This window comes from Spirulina subsalsa PCC 9445 (assembly GCF_000314005.1).
GTDB lineage: Bacteria > Cyanobacteriota > Cyanobacteriia > Cyanobacteriales > Spirulinaceae > Spirulina_A > Spirulina_A subsalsa.
On record NZ_JH980292.1, the window covers coordinates 2,531,709 to 2,554,825 of the forward strand.

The window sequence follows — 23,117 nt, forward strand, 5'->3', positions numbered from 1 at the left end:
TTGAATTATATAGCAGTCGGGGGAATTCCCGATATCCTCTCCTACAACTGATTACGGTTTCCGATTCCCTGTTCCCCACTCCCAGACTCAATTCACGGTGCAACAATCACACAATTTCGCCCGGCCGCCTTCGCCCGATACAGCGCCGCATCGGCCGCTTGAATGACCGCCGTGGCCGTTGTGCCGTGTTGGGGGAACGTAGCCACACCGAAAGAAGCACTGAGGGAATGAAAAAATTGCCCTTGATAGCTCAGTTGTAGGTCATTAATAGTGAGACGAATGGTTTCAGCCCGCGCTTGAGCCGTTTCTAGGGAAGATTCCGGCAAAATCAGCGTCATTTCCTCCCCTCCATAACGACAGGCAATATCGGAGCCTCGGACACTATTTTTTAGAACTTCTGCCACAGTTTTTAAAACAAAATCCCCAGCGTCGTGACCGTAATTGTCGTTAAACTGCTTGAAATGGTCAATATCGAGCATAATCACCCCGATGGGATTTTGATGTCGTTGAGCGCGCAACATCTCCTGATTAAAGGCTTCTTCGAGATAACGACGATTAAATAATCCCGTGAGGGGATCCCGGATACTTTGGTGTTGTAGGGTTTCCCGTAAGTTCAAGTTCGCCAGCGCTAAACTCAATTGTTCCGCCACCGTGCGCGCTAATTGTTGCTTGGCTTCCGGGAGAGAATTAGAGGATTCTGCACCCAGATAAAATAACCCCAACGTTTCCCCCTGGGCCACCATAGGAATACACAACGTCATCCCCAATCCCTCTCGATGAACAATGTGGGAACACAGAGGGCCAGAGCGTTTCACATCCACTGGATAGGGGCGACCTCGGCGCAGTCCCCAACAGTCTTTAGGGGGAAATTCCGTCAGGGAGTGATGATGTTCTCCCCACTGGGCGATAGTCTCCACACGGTTACGGGAAGCACAGGTCAGGAATAAATGACCCGAACAGTTGGGAAACAGAGGTTTAACTAAATAGGCGATCGCCTGACTCGCCTCTTCCACACTGGTACAAGCTTGGAGAAAATCACTCATCTCACTCAAAATCAACATCTCTTGATTCCGCTCTTTGAGATCCGCCAACCGTTGATTTAACTCCTCATTCATCTCTTGCAGGGTTCTTTCCGATTGCTTAATTTGAGTGATATTGCGGAAGGTGACAGTAAAACCGTCCCCCAGTTTAACGGCAATGTTTTCAAACCAGCAGTCAATGCCATCATGTTGATAATGAAATTGATGCTGGAAGGGTTGCCCAGATTCCACCACCTGCACATAGGCATCAAATAAACCGTCGGTTTTATTCCCCGGCATTTCTACCAATAATTTTCGACCGATTAATTGCTCCGCAGAACGCCCCACCAATTCACAAGCCATCGGATTACTTAATAACCAAATAAAATCTACAATCTGTCCCGATTCATCGCGCAAAGCTTGGAAAGCCATAATCCCATCGAGAGAACTATTGAGGATTCCCGCTAATTGTGCCTCAGAGATTTGTAGGGCTTTCTGGATTTCTACCAGTTGGGTGATATCCGTCACCAGTTTGATACAGCCGTTATATTGACGGTGACTGTCTAACAGGGGGGTGGAGGAAACCACAGCCCAGAGTGTTGTTCCATCTTGGCGGCGGAACTTCAGGCGGTGTTGATCACTCATCCCCTCATGGCGCTGCTGGAGATAGTTTTCCACCAAAGGCTGATCCTCGGAATCAATGAAGCTTAAAAAAGGCTGTCCGATCATCTGCTGTAGGCTGTAGCCCAACATGGTCGCCATTTGTCCATTGACAAAGCTAGTGTGATCGGTGGCATCCAACACCCAAACTCCCTCTAAGGTGGTTTCAATAATCGTCCGATACTGGGCTTCACTTTGTTGAAGTGCTAGTTGTGCCTGTTTGCGTTCGGTGATGTCGTAGTTAATCCCCGTCATCCGCACAGGTTCCCCTTGGCTATTGTATTGAATTAAGGCGGTGGATTGAATCCACAATTTCACCCCATCCGGGCGTTGGACACGGAATTCCATATCAAAGGACTGTTCGCCATTGAGGGCATCTTGGAGGGCGGTGGCAATGGGGAGACGATCATCGGGATGGACTAAATCTGCCCAATCTTCATAGACCACTTCACGACCTAAGTTTTCTAGCCCAAACAGTTCATACATCCGATCATCCCAAATGACACGAGGACTAAAATCCCAGTCCCAAGTGCCAATTTTCCCCGCTTGTAGGGCAAGGGAGAGACGGGTGGAGAGATTCTGAAGTTGGGCTTTGGTTTCTTGACGATCTGTAATATCTCGGACGGCGGCATAGATTAAATCGCCCATGGGTACAGAACACCACTCTAACCAACGATAGGATCCATCTTGGCAACGGTAACGATTAGCGAAGTTTAGGATTTTCTCTTGTTGGTCTAAATGACTGAGCGCGTCTAGGGTGGTTTGGCGGTCGTCGGGGTGTACATAGTCCATAAATTGCGCCCCCAGTAATTCGGACAGGGGATAACCGAGGGTTTTTTCCCATTGAGGATTGAGGCGGATAAAATAGCCCTCTAGATTGGCGATACAAAATAAATCGGCTGTGACGGAGAAAAAATGATCAAGTTCTTCGGTTTTACTTTGCAGGGCAATTTCTGCCTGTTTGCGATCCGTAATATCTTTCATGAAGCAACGATGACCGACGATTTCCCCCTGATGGTTGTAGTCGGCCATCATGATCACTTGTTTATAAAACACGGAGCCATCGGGACGAATCCCCCGGGCTTCTGCTTCGACTTTGCCCGTTTCTAGCATGATTTGATATTGGGCTTCTAAGTGGGGCAGATCATCTGGGTGAACGGTGTTTGTCCAAAGTTGACCGATCAGGTCTTCCGGTGCGTAGCCACAAATCTGGGCATAGGCTGGGTTAACTTGTTGGTAATGACCCGACCGATCGAGTTGGGAAACGCCGACTAGGGCATTTTGCAGGGCTTGGTTTTGTCGGGAGAGTTGGTCATTGGCTTGACCGAGTTCTAAGGTGCGCTGGGCGACTTCGGTTTCTAAGTCTCGCTTGGCTTGTTGTAATTCGGCAATCAGGGCGGCTTGATTGATGGCAATGCCTACTTGAATGGCAATTTGTTGTAGGGCTTCTATTTCTAGGGTTTCCCAAGGTCGGGGACTGCGACAATGATGGGCGATTAATAGACCCCAGAGTTCAGAGCCTTTAAAGAGGGGAATGGCTAATTTAGCTTGGACTTGGAGACGCTCTAGAAACTGCCGATAACAGGGCATGAGGTCGGCGCTGGTTAGGTCGGCGATCGCAGAAAACTGATGATCGTCATAAAAGCCCGTGCTGGGTCTAAAACAGGAATCTTGAATATTACACCCGACTAATGACCATTGAGGATCGGCGACCTTCTCCACTGTAACGGTGGCCGAGTCCAGTTGATAGATTAAAACACGGTCACACCCTAACAAACTCTGTACTTCATCCGTTGTCGTCTGGAGAATCTCCTGCAAGTCCACCGCCTGACGAATCCGCAACGCCACCGTTGCAATCAAATGATCCCACTCCAAGCAAGCTTGATGGGTTATCCGCAGTTGCTGACAGTCCGACACTTCCACAGTCTCTGAGGAAGAATTAAAGTCCAATGGCTTTGAATGATTCATTTGTCCCTCCCACAACCCCATTCACACTTCATGGGAAGGACGGAAAACCCCTAAGCCATCATGCCCCCCAATCTTCCCCAATTCCGATTCCCCATTCCCCGGCTTGGGTGGATCTCTCATCGACCCAAAATCGTCTTTACATTCTAACATTTTCCTCGCCGTTGACACTCCCAGACCTTGGGGCTTGCTGAATAAGTCCGAGAGTTGGGAAGATTTCAATGTTACACGGTCACTCCTGAAAAAACCGGATACTATGGTCAATTGAGGAGAGAGTGATTGTTTAAACTGGGTCAAGATTGGCTAGAGTTAAGTCAGTACCACTCAATAAACCCAAGCACCCAGCCAACACCCTAGCGTAAGAGTGCAAGGGCGACCCCAACCCGGTTGAGGACTGATAATGATTAGACCTCTCCTACAACCTCCTTTTAGAAACGGTTTAATAGGTGTTTGAGCCTAATTATCGGAAATCTAAGAGTGATTATTGATAATTGATTATTAATAATTGATTATGGATGCCGAACAACGCCAGAAAATAACCGGATACTTTGTTCTTGAAGCCAAAGAACATCTAGAGGTGATTGAACAAAGTTTACAAGACCTCCAAAGTACCGTAGATGACCCGGAAATGATTCAGGAGGTCTATCGGGGCGCGCACTCCATCAAAGGGGGAGCGGCCATGCTGGACTTGGAAAGCATTCGTCTGACAGCCAATCGATTAGAAGACTATTTTAAGTTTCTCAAAAACAATCCTCGCCCTGTTGATGAGGGCTTAACCCATTTGTTATCCCCCATTTATCAGGGATTGTGCCGGATGATTGATCAAGTTGAGAAAACAATCACCCTGCCGGAAGAATTTGCCGCCCCGGTGATGGCCGAAATAGAACCTCTATTTGCCCAAGTGACTCAGTATTTGGAGAGTTCCCCCCAAACCTCTCCTCGGGGAAGTTCCCCCTTACCCCGCGCCGTCTACGAAGAGGATATCCTGCCTTATTTGGAGGCGATCGCATCCCTACGCAGCGCCACAGACGATACCGCCCACCGTCACCAAATCCAAAGTTTCTGTCACAACCTCAGAAAACTGGGAGAAACTCATTCCTGTCCCCCTTGGGTCAACCTCGTTGAAACCAGTCAACAGGCCATTCTGACCCCCCAAAGTGCCTACAGCGAAACCCTAGATTGTATGGTGCGCGACCTGCACCAAGCGGCCCAATATTGGGTTAAAGGCCAGGTCGATCACATTTACCCCAGTTCTCAACTCCAAACCCTGACGACCCCGCCTATGTCCTCTCCTGCCGAAGAAAACCCTGATCTAGAGGCTCTTGACCTAGACAGTCTAGCTGACCTAGATGATTTCTTTAGTGACACCTCTCCCACCCCCACCCTCACCGACCACCCCCAGATGAGTCCAGAAGAACCCGAAGATTTAGGCTTCTTGGACGAGGGAGAATTTGCCGACCTATTCGGAGATGCTGGCAGTGATGATTTAGAAAGTTTAGTCCTAGATGAAGACCTCAGCCCAGAGGGTATTGATGATTTAGAAGCCCTGCTTCATGATAGTTCCCCCAGTCAAGATTTCCCCTCCTTCCAAGTCACACCCGATGACAGCAGTAGTTCGGCCCATCTCACGGGTCTGGAGTCCATTGAAGCCCTAGAACGGAGTCTAGAGATGGATTTAGAGAGTACCTTAACCGGAGAGGATGCCCTCGATAACCTTGATGATCTCTTTGGGGAAGAAGTAGAACTGACCCCCTCAGATCAGGACAATTTAGACCTAGCCGATGATCTTTTTGGCACAGACACCGACCTGTTAGGAGACAGTGAACAATTTCTTGAACCTGACCTGACCTTAGCAGAAGGACAGGAGCTTGATTCCTTAACCGACTTATTTGGGGAAGGGTTTGCCTTTGGGGAATCAACCCCCAGCGTCCCCACAACTCCAGAACCTGAACCCCCTTTATCTACCCCTGCACCATCGCCAGTGACTCTAGGGGAAGATGAAGATTTTAGTGATCTACTCGATATTTCCTCAGAATCAACCGCCCCTGAACGGAGTCTAACGGGGGAGAGGGAAGCGGCGGAAATCGAAGGCTTAGAATTGCTGGAGTCTGAGGAGGAGGACATAGAACTAGATGCCTTTAGTACCCTCATCCAAAGCACCGATCCCGGTTTTGATTTCAGTGATGCGAACATTCCCAGCGCTCAAGCCGTTGATGAGGAATTTAACGCCATCCTGAGCGGGGAAGACACGATGATTCAGGATATGGATGAGCTAGAAGCCTTCTTTAGCGGGAAAAATGCTCAAATTGGTATGACACCCAACTATCCCCCCACTCCTGAGCCGGCTAACCCGGTTTCTGAGCCAGAACAGAATGAGGAACTATTCGCTGAATTGGACGATGTAGAGCATGATCTAGAGGATCTGTTTGGGGATGCCCAAGACCTCGGACTGTCTGGAATGCCCGAGTCAGGTAATCATGGAAGGATCCGCGAATTGGGTCGAATGGGTGGGGATGAGAGTTTAGACCTTGATGATTTATTTGCCTCGGCTGAGTTAGGGGCAGAAGCGGGCTTAGAGGATGTGAGTGGTGAGGTGAAAGGGGTGGATGATCTTGAAGCCCTACTCAGTGGTATGCCCGAAGAATCCCCGGTGGAAGGGGTGGATGATCTTGAAGCCTTACTCAGTGGTATGCCCGAAGAATCCCCGGTGGAAGGGGTGGATGATCTCGAAGCCTTACTCAGTGGTATGCCCGAAGAATCCCCGGTGGAAGGGGTGGATGATCTCGAAGCCTTACTCAGTGGTATGCCCGAAGAATCCCCGGTGGAAGGGGTGGATGATCTCGAAGCCCTACTCAGTGGTATGCCCGAAGAATCTGTGATCGTTCCCCAACCTCAACAGCAATCTAAAGCCCCGGAAGCGACTCCCTCTACTGCTTCTAATGGTGAAATTAGCTACTATGAACCCCTAGAAGAGTTAGCCGACCTGTTGGAACAACCTCCCAGCGCGTTGGCGAAGCGTCTCGGAACGAAAAAGGATTTGCCGTTAGCCACAACATTGGCAGAATTGGAAACTCTGCTGGAACAGTCGCCTCACCCTCTAGAAGCTGCACCCCCGCCGCCAACGACCCGACCAACCTCAGAATCCCGTCCTGAAACGGATGATTTTAGTGATTTAGAAGAACTGTTAATTCAAACTCAACAACAGGCGGGGCCGCCGGGAGATGTCAAACGACGGACTCCGGCAACGCGACGCGCTAAGTCCTCGAAGGTAGAAGCCACCTTAAAGGTTCCGGTGCGCCAAATGGATAACCTCAATAACTTGATTGGGGAGTTGGTGGTGAATCGGAATAGTTTGGAGGGGGATGAGGAACGTCTGCGCCAGTTTTTGGAAAACTTGATGCACCAAGTCCAAAACTTGAGCGATGTGGGGGGACGAATGCAGGATCTCTATGAACGCTCGCTGTTAGAGGATGCTTTGTTGCGCAGTCGTCGGGAATACCGCGCCCAACATAAGCATGAGGTGGTGATTCCGGGGGCGGCCCCCATTACGGTGGAACATGAGAATGATTACGACTCCTTGGAAATGGATAGTTTCACCAAGTTTCACGAATTGGCTCAGGAGATGATTGAGTTAATCGTCCGGGTACGGGAGTCGGCTTCGGATATTCAGTTTTTGGTGGATGATATTGACCAAGTGGCGCGAACGTTGCGACAGGTGACTTCTCAGTTACAGGAGGGCTTAACCAAGTCGCGGATGGTGTCGTTTGGTAATACGGCGAACCGTCTACCCTTGGCGGTGCGGCGGATTGCGCCCCAGTTGGGCAAGGAAGCGACGTTACAACTGGAGGGTCAGGAAACGTTAATCGATAAGATGATTTTGGAGCATTTATCGGATCCTTTGACCCATTTGGTGAATAATGCGTTGACTCACGGGATTGAGTCGCCCGAGGAACGACGACGGGCGGGGAAACCTCCGTCGGGACTGGTGAAGGTGAGCGCGCTGCAACAAGGGAATCAGACGGTGATTGCGGTGAGTGATGATGGGGCGGGGATTAATAGCGATCGCGTCAAAGCTAAAGCTATCCAAAAAGGCTTGATTACCCCCGGCCAAGCTCAACAGCTTTCGGAGTTGGATGTTTATGATCTACTGTTCCATCCGGGGTTTAGTACGAAGGATCAGGCGGATAATTTCGCCGGACGGGGGGTTGGTTTGGATGTGGTGCGTACCAGTATTAATGAGATTCGAGGCAGTGTAAGCATTGATTCTAAACCGGGACGGGGGACGACGTTCACCATTCGTTTACCCCTGACGTTGAGTATTTGTAAGGCGCTGTGTTGTATTAGTGAAAATGCTTCCATTGCCTTCCCCTTGGATGGGGTGGAAGATATGCTAGACCTGCCCCAAAATAATATTCAACGCAATGCTAAGGGGCAGTTGTCGATTAAGTGGCGAGATACGACGCTGCAATATATGCACCTTTCGGAATTGTTGTCTTTTAACCGCCGTTTGGGACGGGCGAATCTCTACGCGGGGCGACGGGATGACAATATGATTTCGGTGGTGATTCTGCGCAGTACGAGTAATTATGTGGCTGTAGGGGTGGATCAGGTGTTGGGGGAACAGGAGATTGTAATTAAACAACTCTTGGGCCCGATTCCCAAACCGGCGGGGATTGCGGGGGCGACGGTACAGGGGGATGGCCGCATTATGGCGATCGCGGATGTGCTGGAATTAATCGAAATTGCCGAGGGTCGCATTCGCAAGGATATGAGTGCGGGAATGTGGCAAACTCCGCCCGCCATCCGAGCGCAGGAAGAAAGCCAAATTCAACGGGAGCCGGTGGTGTTGATTGTAGACGACTCGATCACGGTTCGGGAGTTGTTGTCCTTGACTTTTGCGAAGGCCGGGTATCGGGTGGAACAGGCGAGAGATGGTCAAGATGCTTGGGAAAAACTGCGTTCGGGTCTTCCCTGCGATATTGTGTTCTGTGACATCGAAATGCCGAGGGTAGACGGGTTAGAACTGTTAAGCCGTCTGCAAAAAGATGAGGTTTTGGCGGAGTTACCTATTGCCATGTTGACCTCTCGGGGGGCTGAACGTCACCGGAAAATGGCGGCGGAGTTGGGGGCCTGTGGCTATTTCACGAAGCCCTATTTAGAGGAGGTGCTGTTAGATGCGGCGCAACGGATGATGACGGGGGATGTGTTGTTGGCCGGAAGTTCCCGTAAACCGCGCATTAAGGAAACTCCTACTCTTGTTCAAATGCCTATGGAGACTGCCGGGGTAGCACGGGGAACGACCCTGCCAGCAACTCCCAATCCCCATGACAGCCATCCTCCGACGGTGTTAATTGTGGATGATTCGGTGACGGTGCGATCGCTTTTATCCATCACGTTTGAAAAGGCTGGGTATGAGGTGGAACAAGCGCGGGATGGCAAGGAAGCCTGGGATAAACTCCAAGGCGGTATCCGGCCGGATTTAGCCCTGTTAGACATTGAAATGCCCCGCATGGATGGTTTAGAACTGTTGGGCAAAATCCAAGGCGACAGCGAATTAGGGGCTATTCCTGTGGCCATGTTGACCTCCCGGGGTGCCGAACGCCATCGTAAGGTAGCGGCGGAACGGGGGGCGAGTGGGTATTTCACCAAGCCCTATGTAGAACAGGAATTATTACAGGCCGCCGAACGGATTCGGGCGGGGGAGGTGTTGTTACCCAATAGTATCCGCACCCCCGGCCGCACAACGGGGGGAAGCACTGCCCCACCGGAAGCCCCTGTTACGCCTCCTCCTCCCCCAGAGACGGAAGAACCCAGTTTTAGCTTAGAGGAATTGTTCCCACCGGAAGAGGTCCCACGTCCTCCTAGTCCTGGTCCGGTGAAGGTGCAACATTCGGGGCAGCCGAGGGTTTTGATTATTGATGATTCGGTAACGGTGCGATCGCTTTTATCCATGACTTTTGAGAAAGCAGGCTATGAAGTCGAACAAGCGCGGGATGGTCAAGATGCCTTGAAAAAACTCAAAGCGGGGTTAAATCCTGATATTACATTCTGTGACATTGAGATGCCGAAAATGGACGGGTTAAAGTTACTGTCGGAACTGAAAAATGACCCCGAATTATCGAAAGTTCCCGTAGCCATGTTAACCTCACGGGGGGCGCGCAAACACCGCCAAATCGCGGCGGAACGGGGAGCCAGAGGGTATTTTACCAAGCCCTATGTCGATGACATTTTACTGGATGCCGCCCAGCGCATGATTAACGGGGAGATCTTGTTAGAACTTGAACCCTAAGAACCAAAAGTAGGCTTTTTGGGATAATCGTTTATAGGGTCATACCCAATCAAATAGACTTGAGGGCAAAAGCCTGAATTTCCCCTGTTCCCTCGTGATACGTTTTGCTAATCACCATAAAGTCGGGAGAGCCAAACTATGATAGCCAAGGCAAAAATTCACCTTAAATCAACAATTTCGCCCCTAGAAAATGGCGATAAACTCACTCGTTTTGAATTTGAGCGTAGATATAATGCTATGCCCAATCTCAAAAAAGCCGAACTCATTGAGGGGATTGTTTATAAGGCTTCTCCGTTAAGAATTACCAATCATGGCAACCCTCACGCTCGTATCATCACTTGGTTGGGTTACTATTGGTCAAGTACACCCGGAATTGAATTAGGGGATAATTGCACGGTGCGCCTTGATGCTGACAGAGATTGAATAGACATCTCCTATAGATTCGCCTCGATTCTGGCTGAAGATGATGAGTCAACAATCCCTTGAGGGATTCTTTCTGCCCGAAGCTTGTGTTATAGTGTGTCCGTGTTTTCGGTTCTGGTGGGGAGCAGCCATTGCTACGCAACGCTTCGCGAACAGAGGTAAGGGGGAAAGTCCGGTGCAAATCCGGCACTGTCCCGCAGCTGTGAAGAGAGCAAGCACTCTCTGAGTCAGAATGCCCGCCGAATTGTCTCCTTTGGAGATGCGCGAACTTGTTCTATTTCGTCTGCGAGGTACGGATGATAATATCTAAAAACTTTTCTGAATTGATCTGGAAAGGTCTGTTTCACCAAACCCCTGGAGAACCGACTGGCAAAACGGTTTTAGGGAGGGAACAAATCCCCTCAAAGCTTTCTGGTGTTCCCTAATTTCACCTCATCCTTCATCAAGAGTTAATTACCAATTTTTGCACCGGAGTTCAGCGCAGAAATGCGCTCATTTCTTGTGACTCTTTTAGGTCTTAAAATGTGACGATTATGAACTTCAAAAACCAGAATAAAATCCAGATTCTCTCCCCAAATTATCCGGTAGAGACAGGTCAAATTTTACGGGGGGATAGCTATGCACTCTAGTCATGATTTATGGCACAGAAACTCACCTTACTGGCAGGATGCTTTTGTTCAACAAAACCTCATTTTTTTAGCATATAACGCCCATTGTGGCTATCTATCTCAGGGGCGAGGTTTTCTAGTTTGTGAGATAACCCAGAGGATACCCAGAACACTAAATTGGCAACTTGAACAGGTGAAGTTTAATCAAACGTTTATTGCTCAAGATGAGGCAGCGTGCTACTTTCAGGCGCTGAATCTGGAGGGTGAGGCGATTCCTTCTCTCATTCAGGCGATTGCTAAGCAACGTTTCACGAACGCAACTTATAACCCCACCCGCGAAATCATTGTTGTAATTCAGGGAAATGGTACAGTTGTTGTTCATTCTCTACAATCCAAAATCCCCTTATCCACAGTCTACAACCAAGTAAAGCGCCGTTGGTCAGAATTCCACCTCGAAAATCCTACTTTAGGAAATTGACGCAAAATCAACTATGCTCAACAATTACTTACACCGTTCTGGAAAAATTCCCACCTCTATTCATCCCTTGATCAAATCTCAAACCTCCCATCCCCCAAAAACATCAGATAACCTTAAAAAATCTGATTTTGTCTTAACCCCATACATCAAAAGCAGCAATCTAAGGGCAACTTATCAAATTGTTAATACCATTGTCCCCTACGTTCTTTTATGGATGTTAGCCATCAAAACCGCTTCTATTTCTTTATGGTTTCTCCCACCAATTATTACCCTACTCATTCTCTTCTCCCTACGCTGTTTTTCCCTAATGCACGATTGCGGACATTATTCTCTGTTTCGCTCAAAACGGATGAACCGCATTATGGGATTTCTGCTCGGTGTAATCAACGCTATGCCCCAATATGGTTGGTCCAGAGATCATGCTTACCATCACAAAACTAATGGCGACTGGGAGCGTTATCGAGGGGTTGCCGATTTCCTATCTACTGAGGAATTTTCCCAGCTTAATTCGTTCAATCAAAAACTCTATGAAATCCTACGGAATCCCTTTATGGCGATTCCGGGCGGCTTTTTTTACTTAGTGATTAAACCCAGACTTATTTTGATTCTGGGAGTTTACGATTTCGTCCGTTATCTAGTCACAGAGATTCAAAAAGATTCAGAGTTTAACCTAGGGTCAACAATATCCGCCCATTCCTCCAAACACTGGCAGTCAGCTACAGAGTTTTGGGATCTCCTGTTTAACAATATTTGTGTAATTTGTGGCTGGATTTTTCTCAGTCATTTATGGGGGGTTGGGCTATTTTGGAGTATTTACTCCATCACCCTGGGTTGTTCTGCGACTATTTTTATTTGGATCTTCTTTGTACAACACATTTTTGAGGGATCTTATGCCCACAAAACAGCAGGCTGGGATTATGTTTTAGGAGCAGTTAAGGGAAGCAGTTATTTAGAATTGCCAGCCCTTTTGAGGTGGTTTACCGCCGATATTGGCTACCACAATATTCATCATCTCTCCTCTAGAATTCCTAATTACCATCTCGCCGCTTGTCATGCGGAAAATCGTCATTTACTCTCCGAGGTGAAGACATTGCACATCAGAGACTTATTCGACTGTTGCCAGTTCTTGCTGTGGGATGGGGAGTCAAACCGCCTAATAAGTATTGCCTCCTTTCGTGAGCAAACCTAAACCCTAGGGAATCTAGATTCGTCTGCCCCAATCGTCCAGAAACCTTAAAAATGACCCAAGATTAATCAAATTCAGCCATGTTTAACCTTGTACTAATTACCCTTGCTGTTCTGTTATTTGCCCTGTTTTTCGGATTAGCCATCTACCTTTTCTTTCCTCGGAAATATCAATCCACTGATTCCGTCGCTAACTCCTATGATGATTGGACTAATGACGGTATCCTTGAATTTTATTGGGGAGAACATATCCACCTCGGTCACTATGGCTCCCCCCCTCAACGCAAGGATTTCCTCAAAGCCAAGGAGGATTTTGTTCATGAAATGGTGCGCTGGGGGGGATTAGAGGGGCTTCCGGCTGGTACGACGGTTTTAGATGTGGGATGTGGGATTGGGGGGAGTAGTCGCATTCTGGCGCAAGATTACGGCTTTGCTGTGACAGGTGTTACGATTAGTCCTCAGCAGGTCAAACGCGCTCAGGAACTCACTCCTCCGGGTCTGATGGCTCAGTTTCAGGTGGATGATGCTTTAGCGCTCTCTTTCCCCGACGGGAGTTTTGATGTGGTGTGGTCTATTGAAGCGGGGCCTCATATGTCGGATAAGGCTTTATTTGCTCAAGAGTTATTGCGAGTGTTGAAACCGGGGGGAATTTTGGTGGTGGCGGACTGGAATCAACGAGATGACCGCCAAAAGCCTTTGAATTTCTGGGAAAAGCCTGTCATGCAGCAACTTTTAGACCAATGGGCCCATCCTGCTTTTGCCAGTATTGAAGGGTTTGCTGAAGACCTAGCGGCCACGGGATTGGTGGCAGGTGAAGTCACCACGACGGACTGGACACCCCAAACTCTACCCTCTTGGCTTGATTCGATTTGGCAAGGGGTAGCACGGCCAGAGGGGATTATTCGCTTTGGGGTGACGGGATTGTTGAAGTCTTTGCGGGAAGTTCCCACGTTGTTGTTAATGCGGTTAGCGTTTGGGGCGGGTTTGTGTCGATTCGGGATGTTCCGGGCGGTGCGGGAATAGGGGGAGAGGGGGAGCGGGGGAGCAGGGGAGAATTGATAATTATTCCCGATTCCCGATTCCCGATTCCCGATTCCCGATTCCCGATTCCCGATTCCCTCGTTAAAAACTAAACCGTTTCTGGGACAGCCAGGCCAAAAACGCGCCTAGGGTTTCTGCGAGGGTGGTGATTAAACGATAAACGGCGACGGTGGCTAGGATGACGCTGGGACTCCATTGGGGCTGTAGGAGGGAGAGCATGGTGGCTTCAAAAATCCCAATCCCACCGGGGGCGCCAGGGATAACTAAACCCAGCAGCCAAGCTAGACAAAAACTGCTGATGAGCAGAGGGAGTTGGTCTGGGGTGAGGGGGTGAAAGACGAACAGGGTGAGGAGAAAACCACTACTCCGGAGGAGGAGAAAAATGAGTTCTCCGGCAAGGGGTTTGAGGGGGTAGTGAGTGATGGTGGGGAGGGAATATCCGGCTTGGGGGACTCCTTTGAGACGGCCTTTGATTTGGGAGGCTGCCCGCAGAAGGGGGTTAAGAAAGCGGGGGTGAATGGCAATGAGAAGCCCTGTGAGAATGGGGAGTTGGAGGGCAAGGTAAAGGTTGGGACGGAGGAGGAGGGTCAACAGGAGGGCGGCTGCGACCATGAGTAGGGGTTCTAGGAGGACGCTAAGGGTGGCAATGGCTAGGGGGACATTTTGCCGTTGGGCTGCCACGACACGACCGTAAAAATGCCACACATTGCCGGGGAGGTATTTGGCTAAATTGGTCAGGAGATAGACCCGGATGCTCCATTGCGCTGTGACGGGATATTGTAGGGTTTTGAGAATCCACCCCCACACCCAACCGGACCAAATATGAGCGAGGAGGGTTAGGAAGAGGGCGATCGCCAATTTTAACCCACTCCCTCTCTCTACTTCTAAGGTGAGAACTTCTGACCAGTGGGTACTCAGGGTTTGCAACAGGAAAAACCCCACCCCCCCCATAACCAGCCAGCGCAGGTAAGGTTTAAGACGAGGATAGAGGGATTGAGTCAGCCATTTCATTGAAAACTTTGGGCCTGAAACCCCGCCCTTTCGACTTTGCTCAGGACAAGCCTTTTAGGGCGGCTTGAATTTAAATCTTAGCCCTTTCACAAAATATGTGCTAGAATGCGGCACTTGGAAAGAGCCTATTCTTACCCTACACCTGAACAAGAGTCGCTATTGTAGCGCACTTTGGGCTGTGTAAGATTGGTTGTCCAAATTAATTGTCCCAATTGTGGATCTCACCATGACCGTGATATTAACGCGAGTGAAACGATTTTGGGGTTAAGCTGCCTGGGTCGGAAGAGGTTATCGGGGATGTCCCTAAAAAGATATCTAGAGCCTCCCGTAGAAGCAGGAAAGCCTCATAGTGATATGGGGAAGCCCGCACCGTACCCCTAGGGTCGGTGTCGGGAGGATGTCACGAATTTCCGTCCGTTCACGGCGGTGAGGGTATCAAGAAAAGATGGAACAAGACGCTTGTTAAGAAAAAACTTATGTATTTATTGATTCCGGCGGCGGGTATGGGGCGACGAATGGGCAGTAGTCGCAATAAACTATTACTGTCCTTGTTAGGGCAACCGTTGCTGGCTTGGACGTTGAAGGCAGCCGAAGCGTCTCAATCGATTACTTGGATTGGGATTATGGGACAGCTTTATGATTTTGATGAGTTTAAGGCGATCGCAGAATCCCTAAAACTCACCAAACCTCTCCAGTTCATTCAAGGAGGAGAAACCCGCCAAGATTCGGTTTATAACGGTTTACAAGGCCTTCCTGAACGAGCAGATCGGGTCTTAATTCACGACGGAGCGAGATGTTTAGCCAGCCCAGAATTATTTGATCGCTGTGCGGCGGAATTACTCCATTGTCAAGGTTTAATTGCCGCGATTCCCGTTAAGGATACGATTAAGGTCGTCAATGAACAGCATCTGATCACCGACACCCCCAATCGCCAATATCTCTGGGCTGCCCAAACCCCCCAAGGATTTGAGGTGGAGTTATTGAAACGCTGTCACCAATACGGCCGGGAACAAGGCTGGCAAGTAACCGATGATGCGGCTTTGTTGGAGAAGTGCGAGATCCCGGTGAAGATTGTGGAAGGGGAGGAAACGAACTTAAAGGTTACGACTCCGGTAGATTTGGCGATCGCGGAGTTTATCCTCCGTCAACGGTTGATGCTTTCGTGTTCGTGAAACGTTGCGTAGCAAACGACTCCACCCCTTGCCGCCGGGTAGTTCAGGAGACATTTCCATGATAAATCGAGGCAATCCAAGCTTTTAACCACTCATTGGTTGAGAAGTAATCGCGATCGCGGTCTACAATATCCGCCAGTTCCTCTAGTTGGGCTTCACTTTGGGGGATGAGAGTCCCTTCACACATAGCATTAAACTCTTCGGCCGTTAAAGGCGATCGCAAAGAAGAATAGCGCCGATAATCGTCAATCCGATCCCGTAACTGAGTTGGACTCATCGCCGCCTTCTCTAAACATATCTCAATCATCTTCGCTAAAGTCATCACCGGAGCCGCAGGGGTTGCCGTCTCTTTCTCCGCGTCCGCCTCTGGATTAGCCACCTCAAGTAATGCCTCAACCATAGAAGGAGGGGGAGGTGCAGACAGAGAGGGAGGAGAAAACTCCTTAGCCTCCACCCCCGGCTGTGCCTGATACCAGTGTTCTGGAGGTAAGCCCTCAATAAACTCCTGAAGCGTCACCGCGAGATCCTGCATTTGTCGCGTTGCGGCCAATAACAACCCCCGAGAAAACTGAGGAGATCCCTTAAGAGGGGAAGGCTGATGAACGGAGACACGAGAAGGAGAGGAGGGAGAAACCTCCGGGGAGAGTGCGATCTCCGGTTGTTTCCCCGTGTCCAAATAGCGGATTAATTCCCAATAACTCCAGCCCAAAAACTGCGCCAACTTCCGCAACTTCTGGGGATCGGGTTCCGCCTTAAAATCCTGCGTAAGCCAGGCTTTCAGGGTTTTTCCTGACCCTAACCCCAACCGTTCGGCAAAGCGAGCATAACTCTCCCCCACCTGCCATTGTGACTCCAATAATTCCTGAAGACGTTGTTGATAGCCAAACGGAAAGGAAGTAGAAGCATCTGGATTTGCCATAGAGCCAAGTCGAAAAAAATCTTTCACCGGGATGTAGGGGGATAGATGGGTTATGAGTTAATCAAACATATAACAAGGCCTTCGTAATTGTACCTCACTCCATGCCTCCCTATTATCCCCCCTCAATCACCCACACACCAACTGAACCTGCTCCTTCCATCCTTGAACCTTCCTCAGACACAATTTTAAATTCTTTTAAGATTTTGTATGCTGTTATACCAAAATTGGGAATCCTAAAAATGAGAAGACATTCACAATCAGTAACATTCTGAATCAGAATGAAGGAGGGAGCGGGATATGGGCAGATCGGCAAAACTGAGAAAACAGCGCAAAGCAGAACTGGACGAAACCTTAGCCGTGCAAGTATTTGGGAGTGTCGTTTATCCGGGACATCTTTTGTCTCCCTTAGCCATTTCCTTAGCGCGGGGAGCGTCAACAGAGATCATGAAGCGTTAATCAAAATCAGCCCAAAAAAAGGGGGGGAAAGAAGAAAGTGTTAACAAATCACGCTTTCTCTTTCCCCTGAGTCTTGACAGTGGATCACGACCCCTTGAGAACCCATACAATAAGTGCTACAACAGACCTGAAATGTCGCCACCTTAACCGCCCATACGGCTCATAGCGGGTCGATTTCCGCCAGCATCAGGTAAAGGGGCAAAGTACATCGTTAATCCCGTAAGGGCAAACAACAAAACAGTTGTCCAGAGTGGAAAACGATCCTTTTTGGGATCAGTAGGTTGGTGCATTTTATGACTCCTCGTTTCATGGGGACCTAAGTCCTTTGAAGTACCCCAACTTGCCTCGCTGAAGTTGGGGCTTCCAACAACAACTCAACTCAAGCCAACTCAACTCAAACACGGTTTTATTCGTCTTGCGAAGCCTCTTAGTCGATTGCTACGCAACGTTTCACGAACAGGTGGTTTGCAATCACCAGCAATGATAGCAAAAGATAAGAGAAAATGGAGATTTTGCCGTTTACTGGTTCGTCGGGCATTCATCCCTAACAATTACGAGGATCAGGAAATTCTGCCCGACATTAGTTTAAATCCCTTGGATCGCCTAAAATGCAATCTACTCCCAATTCAAAGATCGTCTATGTCTACTGCTATTGTTGAAATCCTGTCTTCAGAAGAAATCCGCCGGACAATTACCCGTTTATCCTCAGAAATTATTGAACGGATTGGGGATCTTTCTAAGCTCGTTTTAATAGGTATTTATACTAGAGGAGTTCCCCTTGCTGAACTGATAGCCGCCCAAATTGAGATATTAGAACAAGAAACCGTCCTGACTGGAGCGTTAGATATTACCTTTTATCGAGACGATCTAGATCAGATTGGCATGAGAACCCCAGCCAAGAGTCAGATTCCCTTTGATTTAACTGGAAAAATCGTGGTTTTGGTGGATGATGTGATCTATAAAGGGCGAACCATTCGTGCGGCATTAAATGCAGTGATTGAATATGGTAGACCAGAAGTGATTTATTTAGCGGTTTTAGTAGATCGGGGTCATCGGCAATTGCCCATTCATCCTGATTTTACCGGGAAGCACTTACCCACTTCCTCGGATGAAAATGTCAAGGTTTATTTCCAGACAATTGATGGCAGAGATGCGGTAGAATTAACTCGTGGCTCTTGATTCACAATTCTGATCAAAACATTTGATCTAAAACCCCGTCTTTCTAGGACGGCTTTTCTTGTTCCTGAATAGAGCGTTTAACAAAAATGTTGCGGAATTCCCCTTCCTCGCTTGCAGGGAGGGGATGGATAGCAACCCAGTAATAAACTGAGCGACAGCGAATCCTTAGATAAAATCCTTAGATAATCTGTTACACTGTTATCGGCAACACTGGTTCTCGATAATGTATAAGGCTTACAAGTATCGTATCTATCCTACTGACGAGCAAAAAGTATCCCTGGCTAAGGCGTTCAGATGCTGTCGTTGGTATTGGAATTTTGCCTTAGACTTGTGCCAAAAAAACTATATCGAGACGGGGAAAGGATTGTCTCGTGGATACATTCAAAGCCTGTTACCTAAACTAAAAAAGGAATATCCTTGGCTAACAGATGCCTACTCCCAATCCTTACAAGTGGTTGCACTTAATCTTTCTACTGCCTACAAAAACTTTTTTGAGAAACGGGCGCAGTTACCCCGTTTCAAGTCAAAGCATGGTCGGCAGTCTTTAAGTAGGGATAAATAATCAAAAAGGCTTGCCTTTTTCCGACTCCCCTTCCTGTTCCCCGTTCTCTGTTTTCCACCCAGAGCAGAGTTATATTGCTACGCAACGCGTCACGAAGTGAACAGCAAGCCCTAAGTATTTAAAAAATACCTTAAAAGTTGCCAACTCCTAGAGTTCTATTGCCAGAATAGGGACAAGCCCTGATACTTGAGGAGTCATGCCAGCGCTAGACCGTAAACTATTCCGAGATTTAGGACGATTGTGGGGACAAGCCCTAGCCATTGCGCTAGTCGTTGCTTGTGGGATTGCCTGCTTTGTCATGGCTCAAAGTGCTTATAACTCCCTCCAACTCACCCAACAGACCTATTACGATCGTTACCATTTCGCCGAAGTTTTCGCCAGTGTTAAACGCGCCCCCAACTCCCTAGAAGCCCGGATTCAGGATATACCCGGAGTCGCCCAAACAGAAACGCGGATTGTGGTGGATGTTAACTTAAACTTACCCGATCGTGTAGAACCCGCCACCGGACGGTTAATTTCCATTCCTCCCCAACAACATCCCCGTTTAAATGATATTCATATCAGTCAAGGTCGCTATATTGCCCCTAATCGAGGGGATGAAATCTTAATTAGTGAAGCTTTTGCCGAAGCCAATGATTTGGCCATTGGGGATAAAATCGGGGCGGTGATTAACGGGCGCTGGCAACAGTTGCAAATTGTCGGAATTGCTCTCTCCCCTGAATATATCTACGAAGTACGAGGAGGGGCGGACATTTATCCTGATAGTAAAAGTTTTGGTCTGTTGTGGATCAGTCGGGATGCTTTGGGTAGTGCCTTCAATATGGATGGGGCTTTTAATAATATTACCCTGACCCTCAGCCCACAAGCGCGGGAAGTGGAGGTGGTTAACCAACTGGATCATATTCTAGATGGCTATGGGAGTTTGGGGGCTTATGGACGTTCGGATCAGTTATCCCATCGCATTATTTCCGATGAGATCACCAGCTTGGAAGTCACGGCTACGATGTTACCAACGATCTTTTTGGCCATTGCTGCTTTTTTGCTCAATATCGTCCTTTCCCGTTTGGTTGGAACTCAACGGGAACAAATCGGGGTGCTTAAGGCCTTTGGCTACGGTTTTATGAGTATTGGGGCGCACTATCTCAAGTTTGTCCTCGCGATTATTCTGGGCGGATCTATCTTGGGGACTTTAGGGGGATTATGGTTAGGGAAAGGTTTAACGGAACTCTATACCGAGTATTTTCGCTTTCCCCTTCTCACCTATCACGCTGATTCTCGTCTGATTTTGGGTGCTATTGCCATTAGTGCGATCGCCGCTATTCTGGGAGGAGTGATCCCTGTCCATCGTGCGGCTGTGCTGCCTCCTGCCGTCGCTATGCGCCCGGAACCCCCCACGGAGTATAAACCCACCATCATTGAGAAACTAGGCTTACAGGGGCTATTTTCCCCCAGTGGGCGCATTATTTTGCGCAACTTGGAACGGAAACCTATACAAGCGGCGCTCTCTATCCTTGGGGTAGCGGTAGCGGTGGCTATTCTCATGACGGGGAGTTACTTAAGCGATGCCTTGAACTACTTGATGGATGTACAGTTCCGTCAGGTGCAACGGGAGGACATGACCATTGTTTTTACGGAACCTCGCCCAGCGCGCACTCGCCACGAAATCGCCCAATGGCAAGGGGTGTTACAGTCAGAAACCTTTCGTTCCGTGCCAGCGCGTCTCCGTCATGAGCATTATCAGTATCGTTTAGGCCTGACTGGCATTGATCCTCAAGGACAATTTCGCCGTTTATTAGATGACCAACTAAGACCCGTTCGTTTACCGAGTCAGGGGGTTGTTATGACCCAAAAGTTAGGGGAAATTCTACATCTCAAAATTGGTGATATTTTGACGGTGGAAGTATTAGAAGGAAGTCGTCCTGTGCGAGAGGTTCCGGTGGTGGGTTTTGTGGAGGAAATGGTAGGGGTTAATGCCTATATGGATATTACAGCGTTAAATGAATTTATGCAGGAAGGGGCAACGGTTTCCGGAGCTTATTTATCTGTTGATGCAAAGTTTCTTAAACCTCTTTATGAACAATTGAAACAAATGCCGGGAGTGGCGGGGATTTCTACGCGAGAATCAATGTTAAATAGTTTTGAGAAGATTAGCGGACAAAATCTCAAGGTGTTTACTGGGGTTTTAGTGGTGTTTGCTGTAATTATTACCTTTAGCGTAGTTTATAATTCGGCGCGCATTGCCCTGTCTGAACGCAGTCGAGAGTTAGCAAGTTTACGCATTATCGGGTTTTCTCGTCAGGAGGTGGCGTTTATTTTGTTAGGAGAACAGGCTATTTTAATTGTGGCGGCGATTCCTGTCGGAATGGTTTTTGGTTATGGTCTTTCGGCTTTAATGTCGATGGCTTATAACACGGAAATGTATCGCGTTCCGTTAGTCATTCAACAATCTACTTATATTTTTACCTCGATTACTGTATTATTCGCGGCCGCTATTTCTGGGTTTCTCATTCGTAAGCAATTGAACGGGTTAAATTTAGTTGAAGTCTTGAAAACAAGGGAGTAATGGATTTTGGCAAATAGGGAATAGGTAATAGGTAATAGACATCTCCCCTGCTCCCCTGCTCCCTGTTCACTAATCACTATTCACTAATCACTATCACCTAAAGATCATGAGTCAATCCTTAACTAATCCAACGACATTCCAAGAAGAAACGAGCAGCACCCAAGGGAAAAAACGCTTAAAGCATCTCACCCGAAATATCTTATATCTTGTGGGAGGTGTGGGACTCATGGGGGCGGTGTGGGTGGCGTTGCGCCCCTCTCCGGTGTTGGTAGATATGGCCACTGTGGAACGAGACGCTTTACAAGTAACGGTGAATGCAGAAGGGAAAACGCGGATACAATCCCGTTATACCGTGTCCGCCTCAGTGGGGGGGAATTTGCGCCGGGTGCAACTCGATGAAGGCGATCGCATTCAACAAGGCCAAGTGATCGCCCGGATTGATCCCCTCCCCCTCACCGCCCAAGTCAGATCCACCCAAGCCCGTTTACAGGAACTTCAAGCCCAACGGGAAGGGGTGGCTACCCTGCGGCCGAAACAAGAATCACTGGCTCAGGTGCGATCGCAAATCAGCGGCCTAGAAGCCCAAAAACAAGCCGCCCAAGCCCGGGTAGAACAAGCGAAGGCTAATTTAGACCAAGCCACCCGAGATCGTCAGCGTATCGCCGGATTAGTGACCAGTGGAGCCTTACCCCGACAACAGTTAGAAGAAGCACAACTCACGGAAAACACTCGTCGCCAAGATGTCACCGTAGCGGAACGAGAACGCGATCGCGTGACTACCGATATCGCCGCCCAACAAGCAGAACTCGCCCGTTTACAAGCCGAACAACAAGATCCAGACTATCAACTGCGGGTCTATGATGCCCAAATTGCCAGCGTACAAGCGGAACTCACCCGCTTAACGGACGATGCCATTCAAACCATCATTAAATCCCCCGTATCCGGTCAAGTGTTGCGTGTCTTGGAAAAAAGCGATCGCCACATTGCCGCCGGAACCCCGATTGTGGAGTTAGGCAACACCGGACAATTAGAACTGGTGATTGATGTCCTCTCCAGTGATGCTGTGCGCATTCAACCGGGCAACAAAATCATCCTAGAACATTGGGGCGGAGAACAACCCCTGACCGCCCAAGTCCGTTATCTCGAACCCTCCGCCTTTACCAAAGTGTCGGCGTTAGGCGTAGAAGAACAGCGCGTGAATGTGATTGCAGACCTTCTGAATCCTCCCCCCAGTTTAGGCGATGGCTACCGCGTCGATGCCAAAATTGTCGTCTGGGAAGATCAAGACGTTCTCACCCTCCCCATCAGCGCCCTATTCCGTTGTCAACAGCAAGCATGGTGTACTTTTGTGGTTGAAGAGGGGAAAGCCTTAAAAACCCCCGTAGACGTGGGGCAACGGGGGGAATTTGCCGCCGTCATTCGAGAGGGGGTATCGGAGGGAGATCAGGTCATTCTGCACCCCTCCGCACAGATTCAACATGAAACTCTAGTCGCACCCCGTTAAGAGGGGGAGTCGGGAGTCGGGAGTCGGGAATCGGTGTAGGGGCGCAATGCTTGCGCCCTAGGGAGTCGGGAGTCGGGAATCGG

At 48.9% G+C, this 23,117-nt stretch carries 14 protein-coding genes, 2 pseudogenes and 1 riboswitch; of the genes and pseudogenes, 11 read left to right on the forward strand and 5 right to left on the reverse strand.

Annotation, left to right across the window (positions count from 1 at the left end; genetic code table 11):
• Positions 1 to 92 precede the first annotated feature (92 nt).
• Positions 93 to 3,647, reverse strand: coding sequence for a PAS domain S-box protein (locus tag SPI9445_RS28490; RefSeq protein ID WP_164674513.1), 3,555 nt, complete (start codon positions 3,645 to 3,647; stop codon positions 93 to 95).
• A gap of 21 nt (positions 3,648 to 3,668) precedes the next feature.
• The gene (locus tag SPI9445_RS31650; protein ID WP_017304941.1) at positions 3,669 to 3,797 is read right to left on the reverse strand and encodes a hypothetical protein; all 129 of its coding nucleotides are present in this window, start codon (positions 3,795 to 3,797) and stop codon (positions 3,669 to 3,671) included.
• 358 nt (positions 3,798 to 4,155) lie between these two features.
• Here SPI9445_RS31650 and SPI9445_RS31120 point away from each other — a divergent pair, with 358 nt between their 5' ends.
• The 5 genes and pseudogenes from SPI9445_RS31120 to SPI9445_RS0111750 all read left to right on the forward strand — a co-directional run bounded on the left by SPI9445_RS31120 (position 4,156) and on the right by SPI9445_RS0111750 (position 13,650).
• Positions 4,156 to 9,933 carry a hybrid sensor histidine kinase/response regulator gene (locus SPI9445_RS31120; RefSeq protein WP_017304942.1) on the forward strand — a complete coding sequence of 1,926 codons (5,778 nt, stop codon included), beginning with the start codon at positions 4,156 to 4,158 and terminating at the stop codon, positions 9,931 to 9,933.
• 138 nt (positions 9,934 to 10,071) lie between these two features.
• Positions 10,072 to 10,353, forward strand: a pseudogene (locus tag SPI9445_RS0111735) (Uma2 family endonuclease); the annotation flags it as partial.
• A gap of 95 nt (positions 10,354 to 10,448) precedes the next feature.
• A riboswitch (cobalamin riboswitch) is annotated at positions 10,449 to 10,614 on the forward strand.
• 360 nt (positions 10,615 to 10,974) lie between these two features.
• The gene (locus SPI9445_RS30530; RefSeq protein ID WP_026079728.1) at positions 10,975 to 11,442 is read left to right on the forward strand and encodes a hypothetical protein; all 468 of its coding nucleotides are present in this window, start codon (positions 10,975 to 10,977) and stop codon (positions 11,440 to 11,442) included.
• A 13-nt stretch (positions 11,443 to 11,455) separates the two neighbouring features.
• A complete protein-coding gene (locus SPI9445_RS0111745; RefSeq protein WP_017304945.1) occupies positions 11,456 to 12,631 on the forward strand; it encodes a fatty acid desaturase in 1,176 nt (391 codons plus the stop codon).
• Positions 12,632 to 12,708: 77 nt separating this feature from the next.
• Positions 12,709 to 13,650 (forward strand): methyltransferase domain-containing protein, encoded by a 942-nt coding sequence (locus SPI9445_RS0111750; protein WP_017304946.1) that lies wholly within the window; start codon positions 12,709 to 12,711, stop codon positions 13,648 to 13,650.
• 99 nt (positions 13,651 to 13,749) lie between these two features.
• On the opposite strand, the gene SPI9445_RS0111755 is transcribed toward SPI9445_RS0111750, so the two are convergent.
• Entirely contained in the window at positions 13,750 to 14,679 is a 930-nt protein-coding gene (locus SPI9445_RS0111755) for a lysylphosphatidylglycerol synthase domain-containing protein (protein ID WP_017304947.1), read from the reverse strand.
• Between the two features lie 476 nt (positions 14,680 to 15,155).
• On the opposite strand from SPI9445_RS0111755, the gene ispD reads away from it, so the two are divergent.
• On the forward strand, positions 15,156 to 15,851 hold the full coding sequence (gene ispD / locus SPI9445_RS0111760; protein ID WP_017304948.1) for a 2-C-methyl-D-erythritol 4-phosphate cytidylyltransferase: 696 nt from the start codon (positions 15,156 to 15,158) through the stop codon (positions 15,849 to 15,851).
• 43 nt (positions 15,852 to 15,894) lie between these two features.
• Here the strand turns inward: ispD and SPI9445_RS0111765 are convergent, their stop codons facing one another.
• Positions 15,895 to 16,770: an EF-hand domain-containing protein gene (locus SPI9445_RS0111765; RefSeq protein ID WP_017304949.1), complete on the reverse strand. Its 876-nt coding sequence runs from the start codon at positions 16,768 to 16,770 to the stop codon at positions 15,895 to 15,897.
• 297 nt (positions 16,771 to 17,067) lie between these two features.
• Between SPI9445_RS0111765 and SPI9445_RS30535 the strand changes: the two genes are divergently transcribed.
• Complete coding sequence (locus tag SPI9445_RS30535; protein WP_017304950.1) at positions 17,068 to 17,226, forward strand: hypothetical protein; 159 nt, start codon at positions 17,068 to 17,070, stop codon at positions 17,224 to 17,226.
• A gap of 143 nt (positions 17,227 to 17,369) precedes the next feature.
• Here the strand turns inward: SPI9445_RS30535 and SPI9445_RS30540 are convergent, their stop codons facing one another.
• Positions 17,370 to 17,516 carry a hypothetical protein gene (locus tag SPI9445_RS30540; protein ID WP_164674515.1) on the reverse strand — a complete coding sequence of 49 codons (147 nt, stop codon included), beginning with the start codon at positions 17,514 to 17,516 and terminating at the stop codon, positions 17,370 to 17,372.
• A gap of 349 nt (positions 17,517 to 17,865) precedes the next feature.
• Here SPI9445_RS30540 and pyrR point away from each other — a divergent pair, with 349 nt between their 5' ends.
• The 4 genes and pseudogenes from pyrR (at position 17,866) to SPI9445_RS0111790 (ending at position 23,034) form a co-directional block, all read left to right on the forward strand.
• Positions 17,866 to 18,405 carry a bifunctional pyr operon transcriptional regulator/uracil phosphoribosyltransferase PyrR gene (gene pyrR, locus SPI9445_RS0111775; RefSeq protein ID WP_017304951.1) on the forward strand — a complete coding sequence of 180 codons (540 nt, stop codon included), beginning with the start codon at positions 17,866 to 17,868 and terminating at the stop codon, positions 18,403 to 18,405.
• A gap of 223 nt (positions 18,406 to 18,628) precedes the next feature.
• Positions 18,629 to 18,955: pseudogene (locus tag SPI9445_RS0111780) on the forward strand (RNA-guided endonuclease InsQ/TnpB family protein); the annotation flags it as partial.
• A gap of 208 nt (positions 18,956 to 19,163) precedes the next feature.
• A complete protein-coding gene (locus SPI9445_RS0111785; RefSeq protein ID WP_017304953.1) occupies positions 19,164 to 21,530 on the forward strand; it encodes an ABC transporter permease in 2,367 nt (788 codons plus the stop codon).
• A gap of 106 nt (positions 21,531 to 21,636) precedes the next feature.
• Complete coding sequence (locus SPI9445_RS0111790; protein ID WP_017304954.1) at positions 21,637 to 23,034, forward strand: efflux RND transporter periplasmic adaptor subunit; 1,398 nt, start codon at positions 21,637 to 21,639, stop codon at positions 23,032 to 23,034.
• Positions 23,035 to 23,117 lie beyond the last annotated feature (83 nt).